The organism is Aquabacterium sp. A3 (assembly GCF_038069945.1).
Classification (GTDB): Bacteria; Pseudomonadota; Gammaproteobacteria; order Burkholderiales; family Burkholderiaceae_C; genus Aquabacterium.
In genome coordinates this window covers 350,136-364,320 of sequence record NZ_JBBPEV010000002.1, presented here as the reverse complement: position 1 = coordinate 364,320, position 14,185 = coordinate 350,136, and the positions used below count along the sequence as shown (strand labels likewise).

General features: G+C 59.8%; 19 protein-coding genes. 3 read left to right on the top strand and 16 right to left on the bottom strand.

Going from position 1 to position 14,185, the window contains the following annotated elements:
* Positions 1-32: 32 nt before the first annotated feature.
* The gene (locus WNB94_RS10825) at positions 33-719 is read left to right on the top strand and encodes a TetR/AcrR family transcriptional regulator (RefSeq protein WP_341390403.1); all 687 of its coding nucleotides are present in this window, start codon (positions 33-35) and stop codon (positions 717-719) included.
* A 23-nt stretch (positions 720-742) separates the two neighbouring features.
* Here WNB94_RS10825 and WNB94_RS10820 read toward each other — a convergent pair whose 3' ends face one another.
* Positions 743-1,024: a hypothetical protein gene (locus WNB94_RS10820; protein ID WP_341390402.1), complete on the bottom strand. Its 282-nt coding sequence runs from the start codon at positions 1,022-1,024 to the stop codon at positions 743-745.
* Positions 1,025-1,202: 178 nt separating this feature from the next.
* Between WNB94_RS10820 and WNB94_RS10815 the strand changes: the two genes are divergently transcribed.
* On the top strand, positions 1,203-1,388 hold the full coding sequence (locus tag WNB94_RS10815) for a hypothetical protein (RefSeq protein WP_341390401.1): 186 nt from the start codon (positions 1,203-1,205) through the stop codon (positions 1,386-1,388).
* Here the strand turns inward: WNB94_RS10815 and WNB94_RS10810 are convergent.
* From WNB94_RS10810 to WNB94_RS10790, 5 genes are all read right to left on the bottom strand, one after another.
* Positions 1,352-1,534 (bottom strand): hypothetical protein, encoded by a 183-nt coding sequence (locus WNB94_RS10810; protein ID WP_341390400.1) that lies wholly within the window; start codon positions 1,532-1,534, stop codon positions 1,352-1,354. The genes WNB94_RS10815 and WNB94_RS10810 overlap by 37 nt on opposite strands.
* Positions 1,535-1,595: 61 nt before the next feature.
* Positions 1,596-1,829: a VF530 family protein gene (locus WNB94_RS10805; protein ID WP_341390399.1), complete on the bottom strand. Its 234-nt coding sequence runs from the start codon at positions 1,827-1,829 to the stop codon at positions 1,596-1,598.
* Positions 1,826-2,491 carry a hypothetical protein gene (locus WNB94_RS10800; RefSeq protein WP_341390398.1) on the bottom strand — a complete coding sequence of 222 codons (666 nt, stop codon included), beginning with the start codon at positions 2,489-2,491 and terminating at the stop codon, positions 1,826-1,828. Before WNB94_RS10800 ends, WNB94_RS10805 begins: the two co-directional genes overlap by 4 nt.
* Before the next feature lie 54 nt (positions 2,492-2,545).
* Positions 2,546-3,340: a PEP-CTERM sorting domain-containing protein gene (locus WNB94_RS10795; protein WP_341390397.1), complete on the bottom strand. Its 795-nt coding sequence runs from the start codon at positions 3,338-3,340 to the stop codon at positions 2,546-2,548.
* A gap of 114 nt (positions 3,341-3,454) precedes the next feature.
* Entirely contained in the window at positions 3,455-3,988 is a 534-nt protein-coding gene (locus WNB94_RS10790) for a DinB family protein (protein WP_341390396.1), read from the bottom strand.
* A gap of 287 nt (positions 3,989-4,275) precedes the next feature.
* On the opposite strand from WNB94_RS10790, the gene WNB94_RS10785 reads away from it, so the two are divergent.
* Positions 4,276-5,439: a Fic family protein gene (locus tag WNB94_RS10785; RefSeq protein WP_341390395.1), complete on the top strand. Its 1,164-nt coding sequence runs from the start codon at positions 4,276-4,278 to the stop codon at positions 5,437-5,439.
* A 179-nt stretch (positions 5,440-5,618) separates the two neighbouring features.
* Here the strand turns inward: WNB94_RS10785 and WNB94_RS10780 are convergent, their stop codons facing one another.
* The 10 genes from WNB94_RS10780 to WNB94_RS10735 form a co-directional block, all read right to left on the bottom strand.
* On the bottom strand, positions 5,619-6,236 hold the full coding sequence (locus tag WNB94_RS10780; RefSeq protein ID WP_341390394.1) for a DUF1294 domain-containing protein: 618 nt from the start codon (positions 6,234-6,236) through the stop codon (positions 5,619-5,621).
* Between the two features lie 72 nt (positions 6,237-6,308).
* A complete protein-coding gene (locus tag WNB94_RS10775; RefSeq protein ID WP_341390393.1) occupies positions 6,309-6,638 on the bottom strand; it encodes a hypothetical protein in 330 nt (109 codons plus the stop codon).
* The gene (locus WNB94_RS10770) at positions 6,635-6,883 is read right to left on the bottom strand and encodes a hypothetical protein (protein ID WP_341390392.1); all 249 of its coding nucleotides are present in this window, start codon (positions 6,881-6,883) and stop codon (positions 6,635-6,637) included. The genes WNB94_RS10775 and WNB94_RS10770 overlap by 4 nt, the downstream gene beginning before the upstream one ends.
* Before the next feature lie 126 nt (positions 6,884-7,009).
* Positions 7,010-7,573: a hypothetical protein gene (locus WNB94_RS10765; protein WP_341390391.1), complete on the bottom strand. Its 564-nt coding sequence runs from the start codon at positions 7,571-7,573 to the stop codon at positions 7,010-7,012.
* Positions 7,574-7,578: 5 nt separating this feature from the next.
* Positions 7,579-7,926: a hypothetical protein gene (locus WNB94_RS10760; RefSeq protein ID WP_341390390.1), complete on the bottom strand. Its 348-nt coding sequence runs from the start codon at positions 7,924-7,926 to the stop codon at positions 7,579-7,581.
* A 156-nt stretch (positions 7,927-8,082) separates the two neighbouring features.
* Entirely contained in the window at positions 8,083-8,577 is a 495-nt protein-coding gene (locus WNB94_RS10755; RefSeq protein ID WP_341390389.1) for a hypothetical protein, read from the bottom strand.
* The gene (locus WNB94_RS10750; RefSeq protein ID WP_341390388.1) at positions 8,574-9,512 is read right to left on the bottom strand and encodes a hypothetical protein; all 939 of its coding nucleotides are present in this window, start codon (positions 9,510-9,512) and stop codon (positions 8,574-8,576) included. Before WNB94_RS10750 ends, WNB94_RS10755 begins: the two co-directional genes overlap by 4 nt.
* Before the next feature lie 129 nt (positions 9,513-9,641).
* A complete protein-coding gene (locus tag WNB94_RS10745) occupies positions 9,642-10,703 on the bottom strand; it encodes a ParA family protein (RefSeq protein WP_341390387.1) in 1,062 nt (353 codons plus the stop codon).
* A gap of 565 nt (positions 10,704-11,268) precedes the next feature.
* On the bottom strand, positions 11,269-13,161 hold the full coding sequence (gene glmS, locus WNB94_RS10740) for a glutamine--fructose-6-phosphate transaminase (isomerizing) (RefSeq protein WP_341390386.1): 1,893 nt from the start codon (positions 13,159-13,161) through the stop codon (positions 11,269-11,271).
* A 45-nt stretch (positions 13,162-13,206) separates the two neighbouring features.
* On the bottom strand, positions 13,207-14,088 hold the full coding sequence (locus WNB94_RS10735; protein ID WP_341390385.1) for a J domain-containing protein: 882 nt from the start codon (positions 14,086-14,088) through the stop codon (positions 13,207-13,209).
* Between the last annotated feature and the right edge of the window lie 97 nt (positions 14,089-14,185).

The following is a 14,185-nucleotide window of genomic DNA, read 5'->3' as shown; positions in this document are numbered from 1 at the left end:
TTTCGAGGCCCACGTTCGGATAACCTAATGGCATGAGCACACCTGATTTCCGCACCCGCGTTGCTGCCGAAAAAAGAGAACGCATGCGCATGCGCCTGATCGAGGCGGCCATGGACGTGTTCGCGACGCAGGGGGTTGACGCCACGGTGATTGACGACCTGATCGTCAAGGCACAGGTCTCACGCGGCACCTTCTACAACTACTTCCGAACCACGGAAGAGGTGATGGTGGCCGTGATGCAGATCGTTGGCAACGAGCTGCTGTCGCTGGTGGACGCCGCCATCGCCGATCGAACGGACCCGGCAGAACGCCTGGCCTGCGGTGTGCGCATGGTGTTGCAAACCGCCCGACACTTTCCCCATGTGGGGCGCTTCATGTCTCAGGCCGGCGCCACGCGCAGCCTGGACCAATTGCCCGCGCTGGGCAACCTGCTGCGCGACCTGATCGAAGCGATCCACACCGGGCGCTTCGAGCTGGCAGACCCCATGCTGGGTCTGGACCTGGTGGTGGGCACCACCAGCGCAGCGCTTCACTCACTCAGCATGCGCAATGACCTGGGCGACACCTACCCTCAAGAGGTCACCTTCCACATCCTGCTGGGTTTGGGCATGAGCAAAGGCACCGCACGCAAGCTGGTGAACAAGCCCATCGAGGCCGTGAGCCCGCCACCAGATTCATTGCTGGTGCGCAGCATGCACAAGGCACCGACGCCCGCGTGACGCCGGCATGGGCCACAGGCGCCTCACGACGGATCGAAATCATCGTCCAGCGCAAAGGCGCCGTCTTTGAACGCCTGGAGCACGGCCTGCGCCTCCGTCAACTGTGTCTCAGGCACCCGAATTTTGGCCCCACCCAGTGCGATGGCCCACAGGTCGTTGGCCTGCACCGTGTCGGTGTCGCCGGCCCGGGCCTGGATGCCCGCAGCCACCAGGCACGAGCACAGGATGTGTGCCTCGGTGGGCGTGAGGTTGCCCACCAGCAGCACCATGTCGCCCAGGTAGGGCTGGTCGTCGTTGATCTGCACTCGGTGCCTCCAATCGCGGTTGGCAAGGCCAGGGGGCTTGTCACGTCAACCCGGTGAACATAGGGATTGCCGTTCAAATCATGGCGCCAGAACAATGACAGTTCACCGAAGCCCGTGTCACGGCCCAGCGGCCAAGGCATGGAAGCAACTCACCACCCTAAACCAAACAGGAGCATTCATGCGCACGTTGAACACACAAGAAATCTCTGAAGTCAGTGGCAGCGGAATCTTGTCTGACCTCACGGGTTGGAACGGTCCTTTGAACGACGTGTCCAACTTCTTCGTCACGCTGTACAACTTCGGCGTGTTCCTCAGCGGCAGCGGCAACTACATCAAACTGGGGCCTGACGGCTCGCCATTCTGAGCCAGCGAGGGATCTTGTGCGGCCTGGGTGTCGGCGTCTTCAGGAAGCTGAGTCGCCTGCACCTTTCGCTGCGCCTTCTCGACCTTCTTCAGCTTTTTTTGCTGCTCGCGCTGACGCTTCTCGAACTGGTAATTGGGCTTGGCCATGGGCTTGCTTTCTTGCTGATGGACACCCACCTTAACACCAGCCTGCCGCCCATGGGAATGCTCAGCGCCGCTCGCGCCGCCAGGTCTCGACGTACAGGGCCTCCACCTTCTCTCGTGCCCAGGGGGTGCGCCGCAAAAACTTCAGGCTGGACGACACACTGGGGTCGTGCGTGAAACACCGAATCGGGATGAGGTGTCCCAGCTCGGCCCAGCCGTAGTGCTCGGCCAGGCACTCGACGATGTGCTGCAAGGTGGCCCCATGCAAGGGGTTGTTGGTTTGGTGGTCGCTGCTCATGCCGAAAGCAACTGGGGCCAACTCATGTAGCGTAACAACGCCCCCAACACGACGGCATAGAAGACGGCAGGCAACACCAAAAACCACACAAAGGCCTTGCCCACGTTGGTTTGAAAGACCGTGGTGGCGCCCACAAAGCTCGTCCAACAGGAGAAGAACAACATGGCCAACGCAACGACCGACAACGAAAAACCGGGGGCTTGCCAGGCATCCAGGTAACTGGGGTATTGCACCGTGTAGAGCGCCGCCACCAGCAACGCAGGCAAGGCGTGCACGAGCGACTGCTGCATGTACGTGCGCCGAGCCAGCTGTTTGTCAGGCTCATGAGCGCCTGACCAACGCAATCGAGCCCGGTACCACCCCCCAGCGAAGAACCACAGAAAAATCGCCCATGTCACGCCCACACCCCACACCAGCGCCCAGTAGCCAACCCAGCTTTGAGTGATCATCAGCAGCGATTCGCTGTAATGTCCTTTCACTTCAGCCTGCAAGAGCTTCTTATCGATCTGATCTGCGGCGGAGGCAGCGCCAACGATCCAAGCCCCCAACACGACCCACAAGCGATCAGGCTGGCCTCGCCTCTCTGAGAAGAACGTATGCGGCCGGATGAACAAGTTGATGAGATTCATGATGCTGTTTATTGGACCAGCAAACCCGGGCACTCAGGTCTCGACGTGCACAGTGCCGGCTTGGGTCTCAGGCTGGGAGCAACAGCGTCACCGACGACGCCCGAAGAAGCCGCAAACGGCCAATCCCGCCAGGGCCATCAGGATGGACGCAGGCTCGGGCACGGCCGACACGAGGACGTTGTCCACGGGGGCGGTGTCCATGCGGACGGCGCGCACGACCATGGCGCCGGTGCCCGACGGCGTCACGCCGGTTTCATCACCAATCAACAGCGATGTGGCCGATGAGCTCCATGCGGCGCCGCTGAACACCACGTTGCCGTCCACACGGTAAGACACCACGCCGTTCTTGAGCAAGAACTCGTAGGTGTGGAACTGCGTCATGTCGGCGATGGCGACGTCGTGATACTGCGCCTCGGCCTGCGACGCATCCTTGTACATCACGCGCACCCCCTGGAATGGGGCGGGGCTGGTGTAGCACGCCACAGCGGTCTTGCAACCCGTGTCCAGAAACTCGATGCGGGCGAGGTGGCTGCCATCGGCCACAAACGCCATCCAGTCGCTGGCCCCGCTGGAAAAGGCCACCTCCAGACTCAGCCAGTTGCCCTGGCTGCTGGTGCCCAGGGTCCATGACGGATCAGCATCACTGGCAGCCGGGTGGTTGCCGAACCAGACGCCCCTGTAGTTCGCCGTGGTCATGGTCACCACCCCAGAGCTGGCCACCATGGACGCACCAGGCTGCACCACCTCGTTCCAGTCGGGCGAGCCGACCTTGGGCAGGGTGGTCACCACCGTGGCCATCGTGCCCGCGCTGAACCCCAGCAAGGACGACAAAACACAGGCCTTGGCGATGCGGCGGGCGGTGGATGCAACAAAAGACGTCATGTCCCCTCTGAACCTTTGCAACTGTTTGACTGGCCCCGAGGCTACTGAGGCATCCGGCAGGCGTCTACCCTGGTTTTGCGGGGTTGGCGCTGGCGCCAAAGGGCACCACCGGCCTCACCCCTCTTGAGGAATCACCCCCAGCAGGTCGGTCATGCCCACGTCCACACCGGCCTGAAACAACAGCGTGCTCACTTGACCTCGGTGATGGGTTTGGTGATTGAAGAAGTGCTGAACCAGGTGACCCAAACACCGGGATGACGCCTGGCCGGCCATGTTGCGGTAGGTGAGCGTGCTGGACAGCAGCACCGGCGTCAGCGTGCCCGCCCAGCGCTCAATCACCGCATCCAGCGCCTGGCGGTAGGCGTGCAGGCCCTGCAGCGATGGCGCAAGCTCTTGCCTGAGCGACGTTGGCACCGCAAACGCCGCCATGTCGGCCCGCAGCGCGCTCATTCCTTCATGCTGCGCAAAGCGATGCAACCAGACGGTGTCGCCCACCGCGATGTGGTTGAGGGTCAGGTAGATGGAGCCGAAAAACGCGCCCCGGTCTCGCACGACTTCGGCCTCGGGCAAGGACAGCGCGGCCTCGTACATGCGCTGGTTCATCCAGCGGTTGTAGTGGGACATCAGCGATGCGGATTGGAGCGTCATGCCGCCATTTTGGCAGAGCACTGGAAGCTCATGCCTTGTTCCGTTGACGGGTGGCAGGGGCGAGTCACGGTAGCGGACCCGCACTCGCGGCGTGGCAGCCCGACGTGCGCAGAAATCGCTGGAGCAGTAGATGATTTTCGACTTGTCAGTCGACTGCGTTCAAGATCTTTGCAGCAAGCAGTCAACTTGTCAGACGTGACACCTGTCAAGCAAGTTGTTGTCGGCAAAGTACTTTTCTGCCAATCTTAAAGATATGATCTCAGATCAATTCAAGATCCTGGATGACCATGCCCCAGTTCTTGCACCATGATTTGCAGTTGCTGAACCCTCGGTTCGATTCGCCGCTGCTCGATGTGCTGACCGATCTGGAGCACCTGCGCCGGCTTGAAATTCGCGGCAGCACCCCGCCCCCGGTTTTCCTGCAGCTCAAAGAGGTTTTCCACCTTCTGGAAAGCCTGGCGTCCGCCCGCATCGAGGGTAACCACACCACGCTGGCCGACTACGTTGAGGCCAAGGTCACCCCCGCCCCGGCTGGCACCGAAGCGCTGCGAGAGATTGACAACATCGAATCGGCCATGCGTGAGGTGGAAGCCTCGGTGGCGCCAGGCGCTGCGCTGAGCGAACACCTGCTGCGCGGGCTGCACGCCATCACGGTGGACGGGTTGCAGCGCGAGGGCGATCGCACCCCTGGCAGCTATCGAGCAGGGCCCGTGCGCATTGCCCAGGCCGAGCACCTGCCACCCGACGCCGTGCAGGTGGCTGGCTACATGGCGGAACTGGTGGCCTTCATCAACCAGCCAGACCCGCCCAAATACGACCTGATGAAGGTGGCCTTGGCCCACCATCGCTTTGCCTGGGTTCACCCCTTCAGCAACGGCAACGGGCGTGTGGTGCGTTTGCTCACCTACGCCATGCTGATCAAGTACGGCTTCCAGGTCAGCTCGGCGGGTCGGCTGCTGAACCCTGCCGCCGTCTTCTGTGCCGACCGCAACCGCTACTACGCCATGCTGTCCCAGGCAGATTCAGGCGAACCCGACAAGCTGGAGCAATGGTGCACCTATGTGCTCAGCGGCATCCGGGACGAGCTGGAAAAGGTCAGTCGCCTGGCCGACTATGGCCACTTGCAAAGCACCGTGTTGCTGCCCGCCGTTGCGCACGCCCGTGAGCGTCAGCTCATCACCGCGCAAGAAGAGGCCGTGCTGCAAACCACCATCCGTGCGGGCACCGTGAAGGCGGGTGACCTGGAGGTGGCCATGCCGGGCTTGAACGCTGGCCAGCGCACCTACCAGATCCGCAAACTGGTAGAGGGCGGCATGCTGCAACCCGTCAGAGAGGGCGCCAGACAATACACCCTGGGCTTCACGCACAACATGCTGCTACGTGGCGTGGTGAAAGCCTTGACAGACCAAGGCTTTGTGCCGCCCGCCCTGGCAGGCGTGCCTAAAGGTTAAGCCATCATTTACGCGTAGGCCTCAACGGCCACGACCATGCGCTCGAAGAACACACCTCGCTCGTCCTTGAGCACATCGTTCTTCTGTGGGCTCCAGTTGAATGGCTTCATGCTGCATGCCACATCGATGTGTGCCTTTTGTCACCACATCTCGCACAGCGTACCCCCCCCCCCACCGAATCAGCCCACGATAAGCCGGTGCATCCCCGGACTGGCCAGCAGCACAAAGCCCAGCACACTCAACACCACCGTGCCCCAAAACACCTCGCGGAAAGCTTGCTTGGACGACTTGTGCCTGAGCGTTTGCTGGGCGATCAGCGCCCCCGGCCAGCCACCCAACAGCGACAAGCCGTGCAGCGTTTGCTCTGAGATGCGCCATGTGCCCTTTTGAGCGGCAGACTTGTCCGCGGCATAAGCCAAGAACGTGAGCACGCTGAAGCCCAGATAAGCCCACACCAGCCAGGGCGGTGGCGCACCCAGCCCATACCCCAACAGCAAAACGATGACGAACGCCGGGATGGCGAACAGCGTGGCCGTGCCCCATTGAGTGGCGCTGTGGTGACGCCGCTGCACAGCCGGGCTGGGCCTGGGCCGCACCACCTCAGCGTTGACCGCTCGCTTCTTGCCCTGTGGGCCAAGCTCTACCTGAAAGCTCACGCGCTGCTTGATCTGAGGCCGCTCACGCAGGCCCCTGAAGGCCTTGATGTGCACAAAGATGTCTTGCCCGCCTTGGTCAGGCTCGATGAAGCCAAAGCCTCGGTCGTCGTTCCAGGATTTGATGATTCCGTCAAAACGCATGGTCGTGTTCGTGAGAGCGTGGCTTGCCATGGGCAGAAATCCCAGCCAGGCGTGAAAATCCAGAATACTTCATCAATCACCCTTGGAAAAAATATTGAGCGACCGAGAATAAATTTTCTTATCTATTGAAACACCACCGCCATCGGTAATTCGACAAGAAAACGAGGAGCCCGGCATAAAACCAGTGAAACCGATGTAAATATACCGCCCTTCATTTTGATCTGAAATGATGGCGCTTTCATTGCGACTCGCCCCTGCCTCAATTCCGGCCTCCATGAGGCCTTCTGTCGATTCACCCAACTCGATCGAGTCACAGAACTCTTCTGCCTTGCGCTTCGCATTCAATTCACTGGTTGCGACATACATGGCCAAAGCCAAAATTACAAAAAATAGCTTCTTCATTTGATTTTAATGCTTGCAATGGCTTCTTCTCGGTTGAAGAAGATTTTTGAAAGGTAGCTGGACCGGCTTTCCATGCAATCAATCACTTTCGTAACCTCAGCAACTGCCTCCTGCTCGCTCGACGCCTGCTGAAGTCTTTCTTCTATACCGACAGATTCAGCGCAGTAAAAATAGTCGTTGATGCTTTGATAGCCGGCAGCCCATCTCAGGGCATACCATGCACCTGCAAGAACCACCAAGACCATGACCGATTTGGCTGCTGTACACACAATTTTCCTTCCCAATATTTATAACTACATTTATAACTACAAGGTCACCAGCGCCGGAGCCCGTGAGGGCTGAACGTGCCGCCCCAGCGGCCACTGCACAGTTCAACCCGGCGCGTTCATGCGCGCCATGGCGGCCACCGCGCGGGCTTGCCGCGCTTCAAACAAAGCAAGCTCTTGCGCACGCACATCATCCATCACATCCACCAGGCCGCAGATCTCATCCAGCAGCGCACTGTGGGCGCACACCAGCTCGTCACCCTCCATCCAGAACGCCCCGGGGTTGGCCTCGACCAGATCCAGGGCCTGGGTGACGGCAGCGATCCAACGCTCACGGTGCTCATACAACAAAGCCTGGTCTTGCAGGTTCTGATTGATGCCTTGCGATAAGTGGTGTTCAAGCGCAGCGCGAGACGCCTCAGGCATGCCCTCCATCGCGGCCACCCACTGCGACGTGGCGCTGGTGATCAGTTGGGCATGCACGGCCTTGAACTGCGCCATCAATTCAATCAACTGCCGCACCGCCTCACGAGACTGCGCCAAGCCCTGAGCCGACGTCACACGGTCAACGTCCAGCACGTGCTGCAGGCCCAGCCGGTCTTGCGCCTGACTGAACGCCGTGGCCGCCTGCATGGCCAGCGTGGTCAGGTTGAGGGACAGCTGATTCAAGGTACTCAATCGCATCGCAACTCGCGGTAGCGCTTGCGCAGCTTGAACAACTCCAACTGCCGCGCCTGCAACGCCGACGAGCCCCGCGCCGCCTGCTCGGCCCGCTCTGCCCGAGGCAGCGCGTGATCCAACCGCCGACACGCCACCTGCGCCTCTGCCGACAACTTCATCCGCCGCCCCGCCTGATCCAACTGCTGCGCGTTCATGCCGCGCGTGGGCGTGACATCCACCTTCTGCGCGCCCACACAGGGCGAATCAGCGTAATGCACCTTGCCGCCAACCTCGCACTTGTAGACGGTGCGCGATGGTGGGGGCAGGCTGGTGGCGATGGCGTGGGTTGAGATTTTCGACAACACCAGAATAGAAAAATATTGGCGCACTCATAAATTCAAAGGAGCGAATTATTGCTTACACAATCAGGGTCGATGGATTTCTATTTTTAACAACCCAAACACCAGCGAACCACGCCCGCATTGCACCACCCGCCGGATTTCTTAATAATTTACTTGCTAGCTTTTTGGAATTTTATCTAAGCTTCGCCGATGCTCAATAACTGCGTCTATGCGCTCTCTTTGAACTCGCATTAGGACATTCGGCAATTGAAGCGACAGGATAAAAGAGAAAGTTCCAAAAAACAAGAATAATCGCTCCAACCAAACAGTAGCGTCTGGCATATTTTTACTCACCACCAAGGCGGAAAATATTAGGCCAAGTGTAATAAGATAGGCAATAAACAGCCACTTGTGCCGAACTATCCGGCCATCCAGTTTGTCACGTTCCATTTCTGCCGCACGCCAACTACCAGGGGGAAGAAGCGCAGGGTCACCAATAATTGCAATAATTGCAACAAGAAAACCTGCGAGCACAGAAAATACTGTGACCACGACGTTAATAGCCTGATCATTTGCATGAACCATAGGCTGAGCAAAATATGAGACCAACGCAGACAGAATTACGGAAAGAACCGCAAGCCTGACCTTTGCAAGACTAATAGAAACCTTCACTGCTCCAACGCTCCGGATTCATGCAGGGAGTCTAGGTACTTTTTTAGAGAATCCCAGGCTTTTTCCCTCTCGACGGAGTTGCCGAACACTGACAAGCTCACCGGCTCATTTATTCTGATTGAGTTAGGCGTAAACTTCTTCCCGCCCCCGGTTATTATTTGAAACCCGTCATCTTCATTATCTGATATGACCTTTTCCGCCGTTCTCTCAAGACGCTCTCTTCCGATTTCACCGCCTCTCTTCCTGGAATCGAATGATATCTCCACCCGAACAGACAGATTTTCAAACTCATCCACGTCTTTTAATCTGTCGTCGTCGTCTTTTGCAAACAAAGTCAGAACCTCATTGGCAAGGCCATTGAGCAATGTCATTTTAGTTGTTTTTCTTTCCAAGTAATCAGTGGATGCTTCGTAAAGCGACGCATTCAAAGCGATCTTTTTGACGCCCTCTTGCTGGATGATCTTCATTTTATCAATGCTCACCACGGGCTCCACAGAGAAGTGTGTTATCAGTTTATCCTTCCCCGACCTTCTAAGCGCATGAGTCATGTAAGAGATGGCAACCGACTCTCTAGCTCCGCTTGGGCACAAAACAATATGATTACCCCGGATGACAACAAAGATATCGCCCTCCAAATAGTTATGCTTATCCGGCGGGGATTGGGGAGTGGTGTTTCTTGCGGAGGCCCGGGATGGAAATGGAACCAGCGAAGTAGCCTGATGGGGAACATAAGATGCGATATGCATGCAAAACCCCTGGTCGGAATTCTCGAATGAAAGGCCTTGCATCTCCCCTTCGTTATGAGGAAAAGTTCGCTCTGCTGTTGATGACAAAATTTTATGCGCAACCTTCAATTCCTTCTCCAAGTTCCCGCTTTTCCCGGCTATCCATGCGGCTCGCCGGTAGAACATGGTCCGTTGCTTCTCTGTCTTCATGTGATCCTAGTTTATATAAATCTAATGCCAAGGTTAACAGTTGCCGGATCGCGAAGCGCGCAGGGCACCAACATGAGCCAGTAAATCCAGAAGGCATGATCCATGTTGGCGTACGCGTCGAACCACCATTTAGAAATTTTTGATGATGTGCTCGGCTATTTTATCGTATTCAGCCGACATTCTTTGCATAAGTTGAATTTGATTCCTTGCCCATTGCCCTCTCCCACGTAACGCTGTTGTTGGGCGTTTCTTTGACAGGTAGGCGATGGGAGTGTTTTGGATAATGCTATCAGGCGCCATTACGTTCAAATCTTCAATACCGCCAATCTCCTGCTCCGAAACAAATATTGGCACCGCATCATACGAAGAAATTCCGCTTGAAAGTGGTGGCATGAGCGCCGACTTCACGGCAGCAGTGATTGTTCGATGATGCTCGGCATCGGCTCCGACCTCGTGCGTAACCCCGTTCTTCTTTCTGGTATCAAAGCCGTTAAAAATCCAACCACCAAATTTTGGCTTTCCCTTTGTCGCAATAAGCTTGTCGGTGGGATTAGAAGCAAGATATCTTTGCGTACCTTGCTCCCAGTCTCTAATGAAAAGCGGAAGCATTTCCCCAATAAGACCAACGCAATATGAGGAAAAAAGGTCAGGCGTGCAAGGAACCAAGAAGTAATCGGAACAATAGAGCGCCGACCTAACTAGCGTATTAAATGATGGAGGCAAATCAATTAGCACATAATCGTACTGCGTAGCCGTCTTTTCAGAGGCCTTTTGCGCGACCAATTCTGGCAATATAAATCTATAAAGACCTGCGCCGCTTATTACATCCGTACCAACGTTCAGAACATCCGAGAATGTGTTCAACCAGAAATCACCCGGAACGATATGCAAAGAACCCTTTTTCGGCTTGTTCTTAGGCAGGAAAACGGGTATATCTTTTATTTGATTCTGCTGAATGTAGGGCAAGGCAAATGATTTTATAGTCTGCCCTAATGGGTGTTGCGGTGCGCCCTGCAAAAGGCCAGAAAACTCTTTACCACCCAAACAAGCAATCGAAAGATTGCACTGAGGGTCAAAGTCAATCAGCAAAACAGATTTACCCTTATCTGCGAGAGATGTGGCAAGATTCCATATGATGGTTGTTTTGCCGACACCCCCTTTATTATTAAAGACTGATATTGATTTCGCCATGCTTTTTCGCCTGTTTAATGCGGTGGATTTAAATTTCTAACGCGATATAAATTAAATAACCTGGGAGATACCGGCCAGAACGACACATAACCTGCCAGCCCAACTCGGCCGCAAGTACTTGATGCACCAGCCAAAAACAGCAATCAACTGCATGCCCCTCCCAGGATATGTGGCGTGTCGTGGCGCTGGATGAGGTCTATGCCCCTTATCGCGCCAATGTCATGCCTCAAACATAACCCACCCCGGGCGCAAACTCAATCACCGTGTCGCGCACCCGCACCTGGCCTGCACCAGGCGCGGGTCGCCCTGCGTGCGAGCCCCATGAGGGGGCATCGCCGAGCAGCGTAGGCCCAAGGTGGGCGCGCGCCAGCGCGCATCAACCCACAAACTGGCCGGGGATGTTTGAGCGCAGCGCCACGGGCGCAGCCTGGGGCGCGTAGCGAGTTCCCCGGCCCCACCTTGGGCCGCAGCAGCGCAGGGCAGCACCGCCGTCAGGCGGGGCCGATGCCCCAGGGGCTCGCGCGCAGGGCGGCCCGGGCCTGGTGCCCGCGCCAACCCAAAAGAATCACTCGACCGTGACCGACTTGGCCAGGTTACGCGGCTTGTCCACATCGGTGCCCCGCGCGCAGGCCGTGTGATACGCCAGCAACTGCAGCGGCACCACGTGCAAGATCGGCGACAAGGCGCCAAAGTGCTCAGGCATGCGGATGACGTGGATGCCCGGCTCCGCCTGGATGTGCGTGTCGCCATCGGCGCACACATACAGCTCGCCCCCGCGCGCCCTCACCTCTTGCATATTGCTCTTGAGCTTTTCCAGCAAGGCATCGTGCGGCGCCACCGTCACCACCGGCATCTCGGCCGTCACCAGGGCCAGCGGCCCGTGCTTCAGCTCGCCGGCCGGATAAGCCTCGGCGTGGATGTAGCTGATCTCTTTCAGCTTCAGCGCGCCTTCCAGCGCAATCGGGTAATGCCGCCCACGGCCCAGGAACAAAGCGTTGTCCTTGCGGGCAAAGGCCTCGGCCCAGGCCATCACTTGCGGCTCCAGCGCCAGCACGGCCTGCAAGGCCGCCGGCAGGTGGCGCAGCTCTTTCAGGTAGCCCGCCTCGGCCGGGGCATCCAGGTGCCCGCGCAGCTTGGCCAGCGTCAGCGTCAGCAAAAACAGGCCCGCCAACTGCGTCGTGAAGGCCTTGGTCGATGCCACGCCAATCTCCACACCCGCACGCGTCACATACGCCAGCTTGCACTCGCGCACCATGGCGCTGGTGGCCACGTTGCAAATCGTCAGCGTGTGCGGCATGCCCAGGCTGCGCGCGTGCTTCAGCGCGGCCAGCGTGTCGGCCGTCTCGCCCGACTGGCTGATGGTGACCACCAGCGTGCGCGGGTTGGGCACGCTGTCGCGGTAGCGGTACTCGCTGGCAATCTCCACCGCGCAGGGAATCTTGGCAATCGACTCCAGCCAGTACTTGGCCGTGCTGCCCGAGTAATAGCTGGTGCCGCAGGCCAGGATCAGCACCTGATCGATCTGGCCAAACACGTGCTCGGCGTCGGCGCCAAACAACGTGGGCGTGATCGCCTCGACGCCTTCCAGCGTGTCGGCGATGGCGCGCGGCTGCTCGAAGATTTCCTTTTGCATGTAGTGGCGATACGGGCCCAGCTCCACGGCGCCGCTGTGGGCCACCACCGTGCGCACGGGGCGCTGTGTGGCGTCCAGCGCCACATGGCCGCCCTGGGCCTCGTCCAGGTGCAGGATCTGGTGCTGGCCGGGCCGCAGGTCGATCACATCGCCTTCTTCCAGGTACACAAACTGGTCGGTCACGCCGGCCAGGGCCATGGCGTCGGACGCCAGGAAGCGCTCGCTGTCGTCGGCCCCGCCCACGCCCAGCACCAGGGGCGAGCCCTGGCGGGCGCCCACCAGGCGGCGGGGCTCGTCGCGATGGATGACACCAATGGCGTAGGCGCCCGTCAGGCGGCGCACGGCGGCCTTGACGGCCTCCAGCAAATTGCCCTGGTAGAGGTGGTCGATCAGGTGGGCGATGACCTCGGTGTCGGTCTGGCTGTGGAACACATAGCCCTTGGCCTGCAGCTCGCGGCGCAGCTCTTCGTGGTTCTCGATGATGCCGTTGTGCACCAGGGCCACGCGACCGGTGTCGGCCTGGCCGGCCTCGGCGGCGTTCAGCCCCGGGCCGTGCGAGAAGTGCGGGTGGGCGTTGTGCACGGCGGGCGCGCCATGGGTGGCCCAGCGGGTGTGGGCGATGCCCAGGGGCGCGGCCACGCCTTCGGCGTCGGCCTGAGTTTGCAGCTCGGCCACGCGCTGGGTGCTGCGCGAGCGGCGCAGGTGGCCGTCTTGCAGCACGGCCACGCCGCAGCTGTCGTAGCCCCGGTACTCCAGCCGCTTGAGGCCTTCAACCAGAACGGGAACGATGTCTCGCGCACCAATGGCGCCTACGATGCCACACATGAGGGGGGTCTCGCGTCAGGGGTCAAAAGGGGATGCCGGGGGCGTTCACTGGGCAAGGGGGTCGACCAGTTGGCGCTCCGGGCGCAAGGACAACGGCGCTCCGCCGTCCAGGGGATGGGGCTGATTCGTGGCGGGTGCGGCCGCCACCGGCATGGCCGGCACCACCGGTGCACGCAAGCCCGCGGCCGCTGCGGCCGTGGTGTCGTCCAGCGTGGGCAGCACCTGCAGCAGTTCTTCATCGCTCATGCGCGACAGCTCTTCCACCGTGGGGCGGCGGGGCGCGGCGGCCACCACGGCGGGGTTGACGCCCGCCACCGCCAGCGCGGCCGGGCTGTTGGGCACGGGCGGGCGGGTGGCCATGGGCTCGGGCGCCACGGGCGTGGGGTTGCTGGCGTACTGGCGCGACAAGGCGCGTTCGGTTTGGTGCTGGCCCCACATCTGCCACATCCAGGCCACCATGGCCACCGCCAGCAAGGTGGCGGCACCACCACCGATCAGCGCGGTGCGCCGGGTGGGGGGCCACAGGGCGGTGCTGCCGGCCGAGCGGGGGGTCAGCCAGTCCATGTCGATGCGGGTGTTGGGGCCCTGCCGGCTGTCGTCGTCGGCAAAGCGGCTGGTCTGGGCCGCCGTGTGGCGAAACGATGAGGCCGCCCAGGTGCTGTCGGGGCCGGCAGACGCGTGGGCATGCGGTCTGGCCGTGTCGGCCAGGCGCAGGGCCTCGTCGTAGGCCAGGCGCGCCTTGGCGTTCATCAGGGTTTCGTAGGCCGTGTTCAGCGCGGCCATCTGGGCGTGCTGGGCGTCGTCAGGGCCGGTCTGGCCGCCACCGGCCCGGTCAGGGTGCAGCTTGTTGGCCAGCGCCCGGTAAGCGGCGCGGATGACCTCGGGCGGCGCATCGCGCGACACTTTCAGGCGTTCGTAGTGGTTCACGGCAGGCCAGGGGTGCGAAGACGTTGAGAAAGGTTCAGTCGCGAATCTTACCGTTTCGCATCATGCCGTCCAGCGGGATCACACCCGGTGTCGGACC